This window comes from Streptomyces sp. NPDC006487 (genome assembly GCF_042870555.1).
Lineage (GTDB): Bacteria > Actinomycetota > Actinomycetes > Streptomycetales > Streptomycetaceae > Streptomyces.
Window position 1 is genome coordinate 135,158 of record NZ_JBIAHN010000001.1, and the last position, 15,687, is coordinate 150,844.

Below are 15,687 nucleotides of genomic sequence, written 5' to 3' on the forward strand. Positions count from 1 at the left end.
TCACGTCCTCGGTCGGCGGAGGGCGCGGTCGAGGACACGGTCCACCGGAGGCGTGGCCGCCCTGGCACCTGTTTGTCATGTCCCGCGCAAGCATTGGGTCGAGAATCGCTACTGCCGGGTACAGAGTCAAGAGTCCGGGTCACATGACCTGATGGATCGTCACCCTACTCGCCCGCCGGGCCGCCGTCAGCGGGATGCGGAGGAGAGGGCGAAGCGCCCCGGGGTGGTGCCGACGACGCGCTTGAAATGCCGGGTGGAGTGGGACTGGTCGTAGAAGCCCTCCTCGGCCGCCTCCTCCAGGGACAGGCCGCCGCCGGCCCGCGCACCTCGGACTACGTCCAGGGCCGCTTCGGCTGACCCGGGGGAGTCCCTCCTGCGACGGATCAATACATTGGGGCACATGTCTACGCTGCCTGTGATCCTCTTGCTGTCCGGAAGCCTGCGGGCCGGCTCCTCCAACGAGACCGTCCTGCGCACCGCGCAGGCGGCTGCCCCCTCCCGGCTGCGGACCGTCCTCTACGAGGGGCTGGCGGACCTTCCGCACTTCAATCCCGACGAGGACACGGAACCGCTGCCGGGTCCCGTGGCCTCGCTGCGCGCCGCGATCGCCGGGGCGGCCGGGGTGCTGATCTGCGCCCCCGAGTACGCCGGCACGCTGCCGGGTTCCTTCAAGAACCTGCTCGACTGGACGGTCGGCGGCACCGAGATCTGCGACAAGCCCGTCGCCTGGGTGAACGCGGCGGCCCCGGGGCGCGGCCAGGGCGCGGAGGCCACGCTGCGGACCGTGCTCGGCTACACCGGAGCGGACATCAGGGACGCGGCCTGCGTTCGGATCCCCGTGGACCGCGGGACGGTCGGCGCCGACGGGACCATCGCCGACGAAGCCGTCCGCGCACGGCTCGGGGAGGTCCTCACGGTCTTGGCGTCCGAGGGCTAGGCGGTGCCCTCGGTCGGCCGCGGACCGGGCTTGAGGCGGCGCAGGGTGTAGCCCTCGCGGTCCGGGTCCAGGGGTCTGGTGGTCTCCTTGAAGAGGTGCTCGGCGCGCTCGTAGGACAGGCGGCGCCGGCCCGTGTCCGGGCAGAGGTCGGCCGGGCCCGGGGTCCTGGCCGGGCCGGGACGCCGCTCGGAGAGGAACACCGGACCCCTGGTGCGGCCGGCCAGCAGAAGGGGCAGGAGCCGGGCCGTCCCGGAGCGCCAGCCCACCCACGCGCGGCCCGCGCGGGCCCGGCGGTCCTCCAGGTCCAGGTCCTCCACGTTCAGGGACAGGACGGCCTTCACCCCCGCCCCCGACTCGTGCAGGAGCCGCCACAACGTCAGTTCCCGCAGGGGTACTTCGGGGTCGCTCCAGAGCGCGTCGAGCTGTACGGGGCCCAGGGCGGAGCCCCGGGGGAGAGGCTCGGTGCGCCGCTCCAGCCCGGCCGCGAGCCCGTCCAGGCCGGCCCAGGCGCCGAAGGAGCGTACGGCCGCGCGGTGCCGGTTCCAGGTCCTGGCCGCCCCGGCGCCCCAGGCGGCCGTGCACACCCGTGCCACCTCCTCGGACGTCAGGCCGGACAGCGGTGTGCCGTCGCCGAGGTCCAGGCGCAGCCGCCGCAGGGTCTGCCCGTACGAGCGGACCGTCGCCGCGTCCAGCTCCGTCCGGCCGAGGAAGCCCTCCGCGGCCCGGCCGAGGGCCGGACCCGGCGCCGTACCGGCCGGGCCGCCGGTGACGGGGACCTCTTCCGCACGCCGGCGCAGGAAGGCGCGCTCGGCGGCGTTCTTGGCGAGGGCAGCGGCCCGGAGGAACTCCAGCCGCGCCTCCGGGCCGCGGTCCAGGCGCAGCAGCAGGTCTCCCCGGACGCTGGGGAGGAGGTGGTAGTCGCGGAGCACGGGATCGGCGACCAGGGAGTCCACCAGGTCGAGGCCGGCCTGCGGCCCGTGGGCCATGCCGAGGGCCACCGCCCGGTTGAGCTGGACCACCGCCGTCGGCAGCAGTCGCGCCAAGGCTCCGTACAGGGTCGCGATCTGCGCCCAGTCGGTCTCCTCGGCGGTGCGCGCCTGTGCGTGGCACACGGCGATCGCCGCTTGCAGCATGTAGGGGCCGGGGGCCCCGCCGGCCTCCCGCGCCCGCAGCATCGCGGTGAAGCCGCGGCGTACGAGCAGCTGGTCCCAGCGCCCCCGGTTCTGCTCGTGGAGCTGGACGGGCTCGCCCGAGGGCCCGGTGCGCGCCGCCGAACGGGAGGCCTGGATCTCCATCAGCGCCACCAGGGCGTGGACCTCGGCCTCCCGGGGCGCAAGCTCGGCCAGCAGCCGGCCCAGCCGGAGCGCCTCCAGGCAGAGCCCGGGCCGCATCAGATCGTCGCCGGAGGTGGCCGAGTAGCCCTCGTTGAAGATCAGGTAGATGACTTCAAGCACCGAGGACAGCCGCTCGGGCAGCTCCGTCTCCTCCGGCAGGTCGAAGGGCACGCGGTGCTCGGCCAGCGTGCGCTTGGCCGCGGCGATCCGACGGGTGACGGCGCTCGCCGTGACGAGGAAGGCCCGTGCGATCTCCTCGGCCGTCAGGCCGCCCAGCAGCCGGAGGGTGAGGGCCGCACGGGCCCGGGCCGGCAGCACCGGGTGGCAGGAGAGGAACATCAGCCGCAGGACGTCGTCCTGTTCGGGCTCCTGGTCCTCCCGGTGCCCCCGGTCCTCCTCCAGCTGGTGGGCGAGCTGCTCCTGCTTGTCCGTCAGCATCCGGGAGCGCCGGATGTGGTCGACGGCCCGGCGTTTGGCCGTGGTCGTCAGCCATGCGCCGGGGTTGTCGGGGACCCCGGCGACCGGCCACTGTTCGAGCGCGGCGACGAGCGCGTCCTGGGCCAGTTCCTCGGCCAGGCCGACATCGCGCACCAGACGTGTGAGCGTGGCGATGATCCTGGCCGATTCGAGCTTCCAGACCGCGTCGATCGTCCGCGAGGTGTCCGGCACGGGTCAGGGGCCGAAGACCTGCTGGACCACGCTCTCGCCGTCACCGACGATCCTGCGGAAGCGGCGGGCCAGCTCGATGGCCTCTTCCCTGGAACGGACCTCGATCAGCGCGAAACCGGCCACGGCCTCCTTGGCCTCGGCGAAGGGCCCGTCCGTCACGGTGATCTCCTCGCCGGAGGAGGCCACCAGGATGCCGCCCGGTTCCAGGCCGCCGGTGGCCAGCAGTACGCCGGCCGCCGTCAGCTCCTCGATGAACCTGCCCATTTCCGCGTACAGCCGCTCGTCGGGGGCGGCGTCGGAAGGCTTCGTCGTCATCAGGTAGCGCATGGGGACTCCCTCGTCTCGTGGTGCCGAGCTGCTGCCCGTACCTGCATACACGTCGAACCGGCGAGAACCGAACGAGAGCCGCGTACGACGAACCCGAGAGGTACCCGCCATGAGCACCCGAACCCCCGCCGCTTCCGCCACCGCCACCGCCACCGTCTCTTCCTCTGCCACCACCCGCTCCCTGCTCACCTGCGTGGTCGTGGCCTCCCCGCTGTGGGCGGTCGTCTCCCTGACCCAGGCCGCGAGCCGCGAGGGCTTCGACATCACCCGCCACCCGCTGAGCGCGCTGAGCAACGGCAGCCTCGGCTGGCTCCAGATCACCAACTTCCTGCTCGCCGGAACCCTGCTTGCCATCGGGGCGACCGGCCTGCGCCGGGCCCTGCGCGGCACCCCCGGATCCACCTGGGCGCCACGGCTGGTCCGGATCGCCGGCATCGGCATGATCGCCGCGGGAGCCTTCGTCATGGACCCGGTCGACGGCTTCCCGCTGGGCGCCCCCTCCGTGGAGACCGCCACGCTCACCTGGCACAGCTACGCCCACTTCGCCGCCGGATCGATCACCTTCACCTCGCTGATCGCCGCCTGCTACGTCCTGGGCCGGCACTTCGGCCGCGCCGGGAACCGCCGGTACGCGATCGGCTCCCGCGTCGCCGGTACCGCCCTCCTGATCGGCAACGGCTGGGCGATGGCCGGTGGCCGGGCCGGCACCCTGACCCTGGCCGTCGGAGCCGTCACGGCACTGCTCTGGGTCTCCGTGGTCGCGTACCGCAGCCGCCGGGGCCTCTGACCCCGCAGGCTTATCCGGCTTTTAACCCGTGGTTCGAAGGGTGTCAAGTCCCGAGTTTCCGGAACATGACCCGGATGGGCCGCCCGGGGCTTACTTGAGGCACAAGGGAAGCGGCAAACGGAAAGCCTCTCCGAGGAACTCCTCCTCTTCCCGACATCACCTCACCGTCCCGAATATCCCGGGTACGCAAGCCATTAGGAGAAGGTCATGAACCGTAAGACTCTCACCAACGACTCCGCCCGCACCAACCGCCGTGGATTCCGCATCGCGACGCTGGTCGCATCGGCCGCCATGATCTCGGGAGCGGTCCTCCTTCCGGCCTCCATGGCCACGGCGGCTCCGGCTCCGGCCCATGTGGCCACCGCCCTCCCGGCGGCCGGTGGCGCCGGAGGGGACGGCGGGGAAGGCGGCGGCGGCCTCATCGGCGGCGGTGGCGGCTCCGGCGGCTCCGGCGGGGGCAGCGTTCTCGGTACCGGCGGTGCCGGCGGCAACGGAGGCAAGGGCGGCGACGGCGTCCTCTCCGGTGGCGGTGGCGGTGGCGGCGGTGGCGGCGGCGAAGGCTTCGTCGGCGGCAAGGGCGGCAACGGCGGCGGGGGCGGCAGCGGCCTCTTCGGTGGCAGCGGCGGCAACGCCGGCAGCGGCGGCGACGGCATCCTGATCGGCGGCGACGGCGGTAAGGGCGGCAAGGGCGGCTTCGGTGTCCTCGAGGGCGGCAACGGCGGCAAGGGCGGCAAGGGCGGCTTCGGCGGCCTGTTCGGCGGCCTCGGCGGCGGTGGCGGCGCCGGAGGCGGCAGCATCTTCTAACCGCTGACTCCTCACCGTGCTCGACGGGGGTGGAGGCCTGCAGGGCCTCCACCCCCACCCCACCCGCTTCACCACCACCCGCTTCACCCCTTTCCCCATCAGCGACATCCGTGCTCACGGAAACGGAGAACCCCCATGTTCACGAGCCCCTGGCAGCGTCCGCTCATCCTGGCGGCGGCCTCCCTGGCTTTCGTCACCGGTACGGCGTGCGCCGCGCAAGCTGCGCAGTCCCACACCCCCGCAAGCTCCGTTTCCTCGATCATGACCGGATCGCCCGCCCACTGCGGGTTCGGCGGTGCAGGTGGCGAAGGCGGCGAGGGCGGCGAAGGCGGCAAGGGCGGTCAGCCCGGCAAGCCCGGTGAGCCCGGCAAGCCCGGTGGAGTCGGCTGCTTCCGGTTCGACGACCTGCCGGACAAGCCCAAGGCGGAGCTGACGATGGTGGACAAGGTGCGCATCGTGGTGACCCTGCTGGCCGACGACTCCGACGAAATGAAGGAGAAGATCGCCAAGAAGTACAAGATCTCGACCGAGCAGATCGACACCTGGAAGAAGAGCTACGAGGACGGCGACTGGTTCGCCCTGATGGGAAGCAGCAACCCCTTCTCCCCCCTCTCCTCCTGACATGCGGGCCCGACCGGCCGGTGGCCGGCCGGGCCCTTTTCCGTCCTCATTCCCGACACCGTTTCCGGTATCGATTTCAACCATCACCATCACCATCAATCGGCAAGGAGAATCCCATGCGTACGCGTTCCTGGAAGTTCCGTATTGGTCTTGTCATCTCGTCGACGTTGATCGGTGCCGGTGCGATGGCGCCCGCGGCCATGGCGGCTCCGGCGTCGACGGCCACCGTCACGACGGCTGCGGCGCCCAGTGGCTGGCAGGACGGTGGTGACAGCAGACCCGGCACGAGCCGCCTCGCCGGCAAGGTCCAAGTGGGCAACGGCAGCGTCCGCGTCGGTGACAGGGTGTGCGCCGGCAACTGCAACGGAACGGTCAACGGAACCAACGGCGGCAACGGCGGAATCTGCGCCGGGCTCTGCAACGGCAGCGCCAACGGAGGCACCGGCGCCCAGGGCCGGCCGTCCGGCAACGGTTCCCAGGGCGGCAACGGCGGAATCTGCGCCGGAGTCTGCGGCGGCAGCGTCAACGGAGGCACCGGCGGAAAGGGCGGCAACGCGGCCCCCGGTGGTGACGGAGGCGCCGGAGGAAAGGGCGGCACCGGCGGCATCTGCATAGGCGTCGGCTGCGAAACCAGTGGCCGCGGCGGCAACGGCGGGGCCGGCGGCGACGACGACTGACCGACGGCACATCCCCGTGGGGCGAGCACCGCTCGCCCCACGGGCATGCCTGTGGACCACTGGATAGACTTTCCGAGGGAGGCGCCTGATGGGCACGGCAGCGAACCAGGGCCTTTATACGGGCCGGGCCTCCGGCCTGATCGGCAGGCAGATCGCCGGCTACCGGATCGAGCGCATCATCGGCCGGGGCGGCATGGCCGTCGTCTACCAGGCCAGGGACCTGCGCCTGGACCGTACGGTCGCGCTCAAGCTGATCGCCCCGGAGCGCGTCCGGGACGAGGTCTTCCGGCGCCGCTTCGCCCACGAATCCAGGGTCGCCGCGAGGATCGACCACCCGCACATCGTGCCCGTCTTCGAAGCCGGGGAGACCGACGGGGTCCTCTACATCGCCATGCGGTACGTCGCCGGGATGGACCTGCGGGCCCTGCTGGACCGTGAGGGACCGCTGCCCGTCCCGACGGCCCTGCGCATCGCCGCCCAGGTGGCATCGGCCCTCGACGCCGCCCACGAGCACGATCTCGTGCACCGGGACGTCAAGCCCGCCAACATCCTGGTCGCCGAGGGCACCGACAGCGACCACCCCGAGCACGTCTACCTCACGGACTTCGGCCTGACGAAGAAGTCGCTGGCGCTCACCGGCTTCACCACGGCGGGCGAGTTCGTCGGCACGGTCGACTACATGGCGCCGGAGCAGATCTCCGGGCGCCCGGTCGACGGCAGGTGCGATGTCTACAGCCTCGGCTGCGTCGTCTACGAGTCCCTGGCGGGAGGGCCGCCCTTCGTCCGGGACGACGCTCCGGCGCTGCTGTGGGCGCACCAATACGACAAGCCGCCTCCCCTGTCGGAGAAGCGGCCGGATATCGCGCCGGAGGCCGGCGCCGTGCTGGAGAAGGCTCTCGCGAAGGTCCCGGAGGACCGCTACGACTCGTGCCTGGAATTCGTGGCGGCGCTGCGTGCGGCGACCGCCACCGCGGCGGTCCGGCGGACAGGTCCGCCGTCTCCCGGGGATCCGGGGAGCGGCGAGCCGCCGAGGGAGCCCCCGGACTGGGCGCGGCCGGTGTTCACAGGCCCAGGGAGATCGCCAGGCGGGTCATCTCCGCCGTGGTGTTGATGCCCAGCTTGGCCCGGATGCGGCGCAGGTAGGCGTCGACCGTGTGCTTGGAGAGTCCCATGGAGCGGGCCGTCTGCACGTAGGTGCACCCGGCGGCGATGTGGCGCAGAGCCTCCTGCTCACGCGGGGCGAGGACGGCTGCGGGGGCTGTGGTGGCTTCGGGGTGCGGTGCGACGAGTGTGAGGCTCATGGGACTTCCTCCGGCACTTCGGCTCGTTCATCACGGCTGCTCGCACCTTTGGAAGCAGAGGACATGTCCACGAATGTGAATGTATGTCCGTGTTAAAGAGCCTGTCGGTGGGAGTTCATCACCCTGTCCGTCGTCTGTCACGAGCGTGTCACAGGGGAGGGGAGAAGGTCCTCGGAAGGACCGCCGAAAGTCCCGGGAAGGTGCTCAGATCCCGGCGAGGGACTGCTCGGCCCAGATGGTCTTCCCGAAGAGGGTGTGCCGGGTACCCCAGCGCTGGGTGAGCTGCGCGACCAGCAGCAGGCCGCGCCCTCCCTCGTCGAAGATCCGGGCACGCCGCATGTGCGGGGCGGTGCCACTGGCGTCCGAGACTTCACAGATCAGCGTCGTGCCTTCGTGGATCAGCCGCAGCTGGACCGGCGCCTCGCCGTAGCGGATGGCGTTGGTGACCAGCTCGCTGACCACGAGCTCGGTGACGAAGGCGGCCTCGTCGAGCCCCCAGGCGGTCAGCTGGTCGGTGGCGCTGCGGCGGGCCTGCGCGACGAAGGAGGGGTCGGAGGGCAGGTCCCAGACGGCGACCTTGTCGGTGTGCAGGGCCCGGGTCCGGGCGACGAGCAGGGCCACGTCGTCATCGGGACGATGGGTCAGCAGAGCCGTCAGCACCCGGTCGCAGACGGTGTCCAGAGTGGAGGCGGGCCGGACCAGGGCCGCGAGCATGCTGTCCAGGGCCTCGTCGACGTCGTGGTCCCGGGCCTGGAGGAGGCCGTCGGTGTACAGCGCGAGGAGGCTGCCCTCGGGAAGTTCCACCTCGACGGTCTCGAAGGGCAGGCCCCCCAGGCCCAGCGGCGGCCCCGCCGGGACGTCGAGGAGGTACGCGTTGCCCTCGGGGGAGACCACGGCGGGCGGCGGATGGCCGGCCCGGGCGGCGGTGCACCGGCGGGTCACCGGGTCGTACACGACGTACAGGCAGGTGGTGCCGATCCCGCCGGAGGATTCGTGACCCGCCTCGTCCGCCGACAAGTGGATGATCAGGTCGTCGAGGTGGGTGAGCAGCTCGTCGGGCGGCAGGTCGACATCGGCCAGCGTGCGTACCGCCGTGCGCAGTCTGCCCATGGTGGCGGTGGCGCGCATGCCGTGACCGACGACATCTCCCACGACCAGGGCCACCCGGGCTCCGGACAGCGGGATCACGTCGAACCAGTCGCCGCCCACACCCGCCTCGCCGCCGGCGGGCAGGTAGCGGGAGGCGATCTCCAGCGCCGACTGCACGGGCATCGTGTGCGGGAGCAGGCTGCGCTGCAGCGTCATGGTGCTGGTGTGCTCCCGGGAGGTCCGGCGCGCCCGGTGGATGGACGTGGCCGCTCGGGCCGCGAGCTCCTCGGCCAGGCGCAGGTCCTCCGGGTCGAAGGGCTCGCGCTGCTGGTGACGGCTGAAGACGGCCAGGCCGACGGTGACCCCGCCGTCGCGCAGCGGCACGAGCATCATCGAATGGGTCCCGTGCTCGCCGATCCAGCCGGCTCCGGGATCCTGCGCCACCCACCGGGCGACGGCCGGGTCGGCGGTCCCGTACACGGCGCCCCGCCCTGCGGCCAGACACTCCACGGGGGGCGACAGCGCCGGGTAGACGGTCGTCTCCCCGACCGCGAACCGGGACTCCTGACTCCCGCCGAGGACCGACCGTACGGCGCTACGGGACACCGTGAGCGCCCCCGTCCCGGGACTCCGGGACGAGGCCTCGCCGCGCGGGGAAGGCTCCAGCAGGTCGACGAGCGCCAGGTCGGCGAGCCGGGGGACGGCCGCGTCGGCCAGTTCCTGCGCGGTGCGGGCGCTGTCCGGGGTGGCGGCGATCCGGGCCCCGGCGAGGGTCGGCGGGAGCGGCTTGCGCGGGGCGGTGTCCCCCGTGGCCCTGTCGTGTGCGGTCAGGTACACGGCCCGTACCCGGCCGTCCGGGCCCGGCACGGGGGCCAGCGCGGTCGCCCAGCCGGACGCCGCGCCCGCGCCGGGCGGCCGTACGAAGCCGTCCACGGACTGCGGCTCACCCGTCTCCAGCACGCGGCGCATCCCGCGCTCGGTCTCCTCGCTCACCGGGTCGGGGGCGATCTCCGAAAGGCGCAGCCCGCGCATCTCGGACTCCGTGAGGGCGAGCAAGCGGTGCATGTCGGCGTTCGCCCGCACCAGCCGCAGGTCCTCGTCGAAGACCGCCAGGACGCAGGGGGCGCGGTCGAAGGCCCATTCGCCCAGGGGCCCGTCCCAGGACGCGTCCGGCGCGCCCGGCACGGCTGACACCACGAACCACTCGGCCGCCCCGCCGTCGGCCGTCCTGCGGTGCGCGAGGAGCCCCGTGTCCAAGCGGCGGCCGTCCCGGTGGCGCAGCGGCACGGTACCGCTCCACCGCTCCCGCCCGGGTGCGACCGGCCGCGCCGCGGTGCCCGTTCCGCCGGATCCGCCGGATCCGCCGTGTTCGCCGTGACGGTCCGCGAGCAGGTCCGCGGCGGGCAGGCCCACGACCTCCGAGGGAACGTAGCCGAGCAGCCGGCGGGCTTCCTCGCTCCACCCGGTCACGATGCCCTGCTCGCTCACGGTGGCCGTGGCCGTGTACGCCGTCCCCGGGGAGGCGTGCGTCGTCCGGGCCGGCCGCTCACCGGGAGGGGTGGGAAGTTGCTCCATCGCCGCTCATCTCGCCTTCGCTGGCCAGGGGCTCCACTGACAAGCATGAGACGGCGCGGCAAGGAGCACCAACGCAGTGCCGTCACGTGCCCGGGTGCGCCAGTACGAGGGCCAGGACCGCGTCCGCCGCCCGCCACACCACCGCGCGCCGCCGCCCGCCGAGGAGGGGCGGCCGCAGGCGCAGGATCTCCACGCGGAGCGGAGCGGCGCCGAAGATCCCGCTGCGGTCGGCCTTGACCGCCGCCTCCTTCAGGGCCCAGGCGGCGGCCAGGAACTCGGGCCGGCCGGTATCGGAGAGGGATAGCTCCCCGGGAGAGAGCACGCGGTCCGCGACCCGGCGTACCGCCTCGGCCGAGGCGGTCTCGCACAGGTCCACTCCGACCGGTTGCGGTGCGAGGGCCGCGGCGACGTGCCCGTCGGTGTGGCTGATGGAGAGCCGCAGGTCCGGCGGCGGGCTGCCGCCGACCAGGACGTACGGGCTGCCGTCCGCGCGGGGCAGGACCTCCACCTCCCGTTCCGGAGCGCCGACGGCCTCGTGGACCAGCCGCTTGGCGAGCAGTCGGCCCGCGGTCCACTCGGCCTGCCGCCGGGCCGGCAGCGCGAGGACCACGCGCAGCTCGGCGGGCGAGAGGAAGGGGGACCGGTCGAGATCGCCGCGCCGGGCCACGAGGAGGACGGCGCCACCCCAGCGGTGGACGTGACCCGGTGCGATCCGCGGGAAGGCGTCGGTGTGCACGGTGCGCATCACGGCGGCGGGCCCGGCGGGCTCAGGCGGCCCGGGCCGCGTCGGCATCGGCGTCCTGACCGGAGCTCGGCGCTGCCATCTCCTTGGCGGAGGCGGAGGCGGAGGCAGCGGCCGCGCGAAGGGCCGGGGCCGGGGCCGCCGGGGCCGCGAGGGGTGCGGCGAGGCGCAGGGCGGCGGGGCCCGGTACGCCAGGCGGGGTGGGTGCGGGCCCGTCCGCGGGGCGACGGGTCGTGACACGGTAGGACCGCCCGTCGAGCTTGGCCACCGGCAGGTCCAGCAGTCGGCGCTCCTGCGCGGGGACCAGCGCGCGCGGGTCGACCGGGGCGCCGAGGACCGCGAGCCGGGCGAGGGCCAGGACGAAGGTGCGTCCGTCGTCCGGCACCTCCCCGGTGACGGGGATGACGTGGACGTCGCCGTGGCCGATGAGGTTGCGGCGGACGGAGGTGAGCAGCGAGGTCCCGCCGGCCACCTGGAGGAAGACGCGGGCCCCCTGGCGGTAGGCGGTGCGGACGGCGTCGTCGAAGAGGACCGGCGCGGACGCGTGCCGGGCCCACAGCTCGCGCAGCCGGCCGGGGTCGGTGCAGACCTGCGCGTTCACGGACGAGACGAACGGCACGGCGGGGCTGCTGATGCGACGGGCGGCGAGGCCCGAGCGCACGGCCTCCTCGGCGCGGGCCAGCCGCGGGGAGTGGAAGGCGTTGGACACGTCGAGCGCCGCCGTGACGATCCCGGCTTCCGCGCAGGCCTCGCGCAGGGAGGCCAGACCTTCCGGCGTGCCGCTGACCACGACCTGCCGCGGCTGGTTGAAGCAGGCGAGCCACACGTCGTCGATCCCGTCGACGAGCCGGCGGCAGGTCTCCTTGTCGGTCTGCACGGCGAGCATCCCGCCCCGGAGCCCGCTCCCGGCCCGCCGCAGGGCCGCGCCCCGGTGCACCAGCAGCCGGACGGCGTCCACGTGGGTCAGGGCCCCGGCCGCCGCGGCGGCCGCGTACTCGCCGGTGCTGTGGCCCAGGGCGAGGTCGGGGGTGATCCCGCAGTCGGCGAGGACCCGGGTGACGGCGATCTGGACGGTGCCGAGCAGCGGCTGGCACACCTCGGTGGCGGCGAGCATGCGCCCGAGCTCCCCGTTGTCCACGGGGGACGGCCGGGACGCCCGGGGCGCGGAGGCCTCGCCGTACAGCAGGTCGGCCAGGTCGAAGCCGAGGTCGGCCCGGGCCACGGCGCTGAGTACGCAGACGGCCGAGCGGTAGGCGGGGAACCTCTCGTAGAGGTCCCGCATCATGCCCGGCCGCTGACTGCCCTGGCCGGGGAAGAGGAAGGCGGTACGGCGCTGCGCGGCCGGCAGCGGGGCGTCGGCGGCGAAGGCGCCGTCGCCGAGGTCGCCCCGGGCCCCGGCCAGGAGCTGCTCACGGGCGTGCCGCAGGCGGCGCAGGAATCCGGCCGTGTCGGTGGCCACGATCGCGAGCCGGGCCGGCAGCGGCGCCCGCGCGCCTAGGGTGTGGGCCACGGCCGCCAGCGGCGTACGGTCCGCCGCGTCGAGTACGTCGAGAACCTCGCCGATGTGCTGGTCCAGCAGCTCGGGGTTTCCGGCCGAGAGGAAGACGAGCTGGTGCCGGGTGACCTCGGTGCCGGGTTCGGCTCCGGCGCCCGCGGTGGCGGCGGCCCCGTGCGCAGGCCGCCGGGGGACCGGGGCGGGGCGCTCCTCGAGCACCACGTGGACGTGGGTGCCGCCGAACCCGAACGAGCTGACGGCGGCACGTCGCGCGGTGCCGCCTCCCGGAAAGGGCCGCGGCGTGTCGGCGAAGCGCAGGCCGGCCGCGGAGATGCCCAGGTCGGGGTGGGTGGTGGTGGCCGGCTGCGGGACGACCGTGCGGTGGTGGACGACCAGGGCCGCCTTGATCAGGCCGGCGATGCCCGCCGCGGACAGGGAGTGCCCGATCAGGGCCTTGCCCGAGGCCAGGTAGCACAGGGCCGGGTCGTCGTCGGGGTACTCGGTGCGCAGCCGGCGCAGGGCCTCGACCTCGGCACGGTCCCCGGCGGCGGTCCCCGTGCCGTGGGCTTCCAGGAAGCCCACGGAGGACGGGGCGACACCGGCGTCCTCGTAGGCCCGGCGCATGGCGCGGAGCAGGCCTTCGGCGGTGGGGACGAGCGGTCCGGGGGAGGCGCCGTCGTCGGCCGAGCCGATGCCCTTGATCACGGCGTACACGCGGTCGCCGGCGGCGAGGGCGTCGGCGAGGGGCCGTATGACGACGACACCGGCGCCCTCGCCGAGGACGAACCCGTCGGCTTCCGCGTCGAACGGGCGGCACACCCCGGCGGCGGACAGGGCGCGCAGCCGGGAGGGGCCGACCGGGCTGTCGGGGGTGAGGTCGAGGTGAACGCCGCCGACGAGGGCGATCCGGCAGGCGCCCTGACGCAGGTGGGCGATCGCCTGGTCGAGGGCGACCAGCGAGCCGGAACGGGTGGTGTCGACGGCGAGGCCGGGCCCGCCCAGGCCGAACCGGCGGCCGACGGTGCCGGACGCCGTGTCGAGCAGGCTCCCGGGCAGGTCTGCGGAGCCTGCGAAGAAGACCCCGGTGTTCTCCCGGTCGAAGTCGCCGCGGCCCATCCCCGCGTCGTCGAGGGCCTCGCGGCTGACGTCGAGCAGCAGCCGGTGCTGTGGGTCCATGTCCCGCGCGCGGGCGGGCGGCACGCCGTGGTGCAGGGCGTCGAAGCGGTCCACGGAGTCCGGGAGCGCCGGGTTCCGGCGATCCCGGGGCTCGGCGGCGGACCGCCGTGCCCCGCTCAGCAGGAGGTTCCAGTAGCCGAGGACGTCGGAGGCGCCGGGAAAGCGGCAGCCGAGTCCGATGATGGCGATGTCAGCAGTCATGGCGGGTCTGCCTTCGGTCCGGATGGCGTCGCTCCCGCTGTGCGCGGGACGGTCGCTTTCCACCGTGCCCGGAGGCGGCGCGGGGCCGTAGACCCGGCTATTCGTTACTTGACAGGTGCCCGCTCGAGTGCCGCTCTCAGGTGCCGCGCGCGCCCTCCTGGAGATGGGCGGCGATCATGGCGACGTCGTTGGCGATGTCGAGGATGCCGCTCGGGTCGGTCGTCGGGGTCGAGGCGCCGGTGACGCCCGCGTAGAAGACGTCGAAGCGGCCGTCCCCCTTGTCCAGGTAGCCGGCGATGGTGATGGCGCCGATGCCCAGGCGGTCGTTCAGGGCGTCCAGCCCGACGGCGGCCCCGGTCTTGGCGAACACCTTGCCGCGCGCCGGGCAGTCGCGGCAGTTCTCGGCCAGCAGCCCGTCGACGCCGAGGACCGGCAGCGCCTCGCGGAAGCGGCGTGCCTCGGGGGAGCGCAGCCAGTACGTCAGCATCTGTATCTCCGCCTGCGGCGTGGACCGGTCGACGGGGTTGCCGCCCCGCCCGTCCAGGAGCTGTACCTGCGCACGGTCCACCTCGGCCGCGTCCAGGAAGGAGGCCAGGACGGGGAAGCCGTCCATGCACGCGCGGCTGCCCGTGGTGACCGCCATCAGGCACATGCCGAGGTTGGCGCCCAGGTTGTGGCTCACCTTGAGGATGAGCTTGGCGTAGTCGGCGAAGGGCGGCGAGGTGTACGCGGCCACCCGCGCCCGGCCCTCGTAGCCGGCGGGCAGCCGGTCCACGGGGTTCCCGCCCACCGGATCCGCGGTCACCTCCACCCCGGCCCGTTCGAGGGCCTCGATCAGCGCGGTCCGGCCGAAGGCCGCCGGGTCCGTGATGGGGGAGACCTTCAGTGCGGGTGCGGCGCCCGCCGCGATCGTGCCGGACAGCCTGATCCGGGTGCCGTTGTCCGAGGTCGTGACCGTGATGGCCGTCGGCTTGCCCGCCGCCACCGTCTTCACGGTCGAAGTGACCCGGTACGGGGCGACCTTCGGCCGCCAGTCCAGCCGGGCGGGAGCGTCGGCGCGGTCCCCGGGGGTGGTCGTCAGGTCGATGAGGTTGTCGTTGACGATCAGCGGGGTCGGGGTGGGGACGAGGACCGGCTCGGGCTGGAACAGCCGGTCGTCGACGATCACGTTTCCGTCGACGCGGGTGATGCCGGAGTCGCGCACCTGGCGCGCGAGGAGGTCGATGCCGGCGAGCGGGTTCTGCGGGGTGAGCGTGGCACCGGGGACGTCGTCGGCGTAGGTGTGGTCGAGGTCGGTGAAGGCGACCGTACCGTCGGGGCGGGTCCTGCCGCCCATGGTCAGATCGCCTTGGGCGACGAGGGCGAGATCGCCGGTCAGGGTCGCGCCGCGCCGCTCGCCCACCGCGTAGAGCGGTGTCACGAAGCGGTGGTCGGGACCGAGGGCGTGCCAGGCGCCGGAGACGCTGAACAGTTTGGCGGTGGACCCGGGGATGAAGAGCTGGTCGGGGAACCGGCTGTGGACGGTCCGTCCGGTGTCCGGGTCGACCTGGAGGAGACCCCACTGGGCGTTGCGGTAACCGGGCTTCCGCATGATCTCCGTGATGCGGGGGTCGAGCGGGTCGGAGCCACCGCGGTCGGAGGGCGTGGGTGTGGGCGCCGGTGGTGTCGCCGCGGCGGCCGTGCCCGCGGTCAGGACCACGAGCAGGAGGGCCGCGCATCCGGCGGCCATGCGCCGCCGCAGGGGCCGGGGGTGCGTTCCTCTTGGCACGGCGAGCCCCGTTCGTCCGGGCGGCGGGCTTCCGCATGCGTCGCCCGGTCGCGTGTACCCGGTACCCCGTAGGCGGTACGCAGGGTTCAGCCAGCGTGGCACGGCCGCATCCGGCGCGCACCTCGCCCGGGCACCACCCCCACGGCAGGTGCGGTCCCGGGGCGGCGGCGTACGTTGGGAGGGG

Annotated in this window: 13 protein-coding genes; 6 read left to right on the forward strand and 7 right to left on the reverse strand. The window is 73.7% G+C overall.

Features of this window, described 5'->3' with window-relative positions; genetic code table 11:
* Positions 1 to 400 precede the first annotated feature (400 nt).
* Complete coding sequence (locus tag ACFYM0_RS00645) at positions 401 to 937, forward strand: NADPH-dependent FMN reductase (RefSeq protein WP_388495244.1); 537 nt, start codon at positions 401 to 403, stop codon at positions 935 to 937.
* Here ACFYM0_RS00645 and ACFYM0_RS00650 read toward each other — a convergent pair.
* Positions 934 to 2,940 (reverse strand): sigma-70 family RNA polymerase sigma factor, encoded by a 2,007-nt coding sequence (locus ACFYM0_RS00650; RefSeq protein WP_388495245.1) that lies wholly within the window; start codon positions 2,938 to 2,940, stop codon positions 934 to 936. The genes ACFYM0_RS00645 and ACFYM0_RS00650 overlap by 4 nt on opposite strands.
* 3 nt (positions 2,941 to 2,943) lie before the next feature.
* Complete coding sequence (locus ACFYM0_RS00655) at positions 2,944 to 3,267, reverse strand: YciI family protein (protein ID WP_327251538.1); 324 nt, start codon at positions 3,265 to 3,267, stop codon at positions 2,944 to 2,946.
* Between the two features lie 109 nt (positions 3,268 to 3,376).
* Between ACFYM0_RS00655 and ACFYM0_RS00660 the strand changes: the two genes are divergently transcribed.
* From ACFYM0_RS00660 to ACFYM0_RS00680, 5 genes are all read left to right on the forward strand, one after another.
* Positions 3,377 to 4,054, forward strand: coding sequence for a DUF998 domain-containing protein (locus ACFYM0_RS00660; protein WP_388495246.1), 678 nt, complete (start codon positions 3,377 to 3,379; stop codon positions 4,052 to 4,054).
* A gap of 207 nt (positions 4,055 to 4,261) precedes the next feature.
* Positions 4,262 to 4,858, forward strand: a complete 597-nt coding sequence (locus ACFYM0_RS00665) for a hypothetical protein (protein ID WP_388495247.1) — start codon at positions 4,262 to 4,264, stop codon at positions 4,856 to 4,858.
* Positions 4,859 to 4,993: 135 nt separating this feature from the next.
* A complete protein-coding gene (locus ACFYM0_RS00670) occupies positions 4,994 to 5,479 on the forward strand; it encodes a hypothetical protein (RefSeq protein ID WP_388495248.1) in 486 nt (161 codons plus the stop codon).
* Positions 5,480 to 5,595: 116 nt separating this feature from the next.
* Entirely contained in the window at positions 5,596 to 6,156 is a 561-nt protein-coding gene (locus ACFYM0_RS00675) for a hypothetical protein (protein ID WP_388495249.1), read from the forward strand.
* A gap of 88 nt (positions 6,157 to 6,244) precedes the next feature.
* On the forward strand, positions 6,245 to 7,267 hold the full coding sequence (locus ACFYM0_RS00680) for a serine/threonine-protein kinase (protein ID WP_388495250.1): 1,023 nt from the start codon (positions 6,245 to 6,247) through the stop codon (positions 7,265 to 7,267).
* On the opposite strand, the gene ACFYM0_RS00685 is transcribed toward ACFYM0_RS00680, so the two are convergent.
* From ACFYM0_RS00685 to dacB, 5 genes are all read right to left on the reverse strand, one after another.
* Entirely contained in the window at positions 7,218 to 7,457 is a 240-nt protein-coding gene (locus ACFYM0_RS00685; protein ID WP_388495251.1) for a response regulator transcription factor, read from the reverse strand. The genes ACFYM0_RS00680 and ACFYM0_RS00685 overlap by 50 nt on opposite strands.
* Positions 7,458 to 7,661: 204 nt before the next feature.
* The gene (locus tag ACFYM0_RS00690) at positions 7,662 to 10,121 is read right to left on the reverse strand and encodes a SpoIIE family protein phosphatase (protein ID WP_388495252.1); all 2,460 of its coding nucleotides are present in this window, start codon (positions 10,119 to 10,121) and stop codon (positions 7,662 to 7,664) included.
* Between the two features lie 82 nt (positions 10,122 to 10,203).
* On the reverse strand, positions 10,204 to 10,857 hold the full coding sequence (locus ACFYM0_RS00695) for a 4'-phosphopantetheinyl transferase family protein (protein WP_388495253.1): 654 nt from the start codon (positions 10,855 to 10,857) through the stop codon (positions 10,204 to 10,206).
* 31 nt (positions 10,858 to 10,888) lie between these two features.
* A complete protein-coding gene (locus ACFYM0_RS00700) occupies positions 10,889 to 13,735 on the reverse strand; it encodes a type I polyketide synthase (RefSeq protein WP_388495254.1) in 2,847 nt (948 codons plus the stop codon).
* A gap of 136 nt (positions 13,736 to 13,871) precedes the next feature.
* On the reverse strand, positions 13,872 to 15,503 hold the full coding sequence (dacB, locus tag ACFYM0_RS00705) for a D-alanyl-D-alanine carboxypeptidase/D-alanyl-D-alanine-endopeptidase (RefSeq protein WP_388495255.1): 1,632 nt from the start codon (positions 15,501 to 15,503) through the stop codon (positions 13,872 to 13,874).
* Positions 15,504 to 15,687: the final 184 nt, after the last annotated feature.

Coding starts and splice junctions, on each gene's coding strand:
- ACFYM0_RS00675 (WP_388495249.1), top strand. CDS start 5,596: ATGCGTACGCGTTCCTGGAAGTTCCGTATTGGTCTTGTCATCTCGTCG.
- ACFYM0_RS00680 (WP_388495250.1), top strand. CDS start 6,245: ATGGGCACGGCAGCGAACCAGGGCCTTTATACGGGCCGGGCCTCCGGC.
- ACFYM0_RS00660 (WP_388495246.1), top strand. CDS start 3,377: ATGAGCACCCGAACCCCCGCCGCTTCCGCCACCGCCACCGCCACCGTC.
- ACFYM0_RS00670 (WP_388495248.1), top strand. CDS start 4,994: ATGTTCACGAGCCCCTGGCAGCGTCCGCTCATCCTGGCGGCGGCCTCC.
- ACFYM0_RS00685 (WP_388495251.1), bottom strand. CDS start 7,457: ATGAGCCTCACACTCGTCGCACCGCACCCCGAAGCCACCACAGCCCCC.
- ACFYM0_RS00645 (WP_388495244.1), top strand. CDS start 401: ATGTCTACGCTGCCTGTGATCCTCTTGCTGTCCGGAAGCCTGCGGGCC.
- ACFYM0_RS00665 (WP_388495247.1), top strand. CDS start 4,262: ATGAACCGTAAGACTCTCACCAACGACTCCGCCCGCACCAACCGCCGT.
- ACFYM0_RS00655 (WP_327251538.1), bottom strand. CDS start 3,267: ATGCGCTACCTGATGACGACGAAGCCTTCCGACGCCGCCCCCGACGAG.
- ACFYM0_RS00690 (WP_388495252.1), bottom strand. CDS start 10,121: ATGGAGCAACTTCCCACCCCTCCCGGTGAGCGGCCGGCCCGGACGACG.
- ACFYM0_RS00700 (WP_388495254.1), bottom strand. CDS start 13,735: ATGACTGCTGACATCGCCATCATCGGACTCGGCTGCCGCTTTCCCGGC.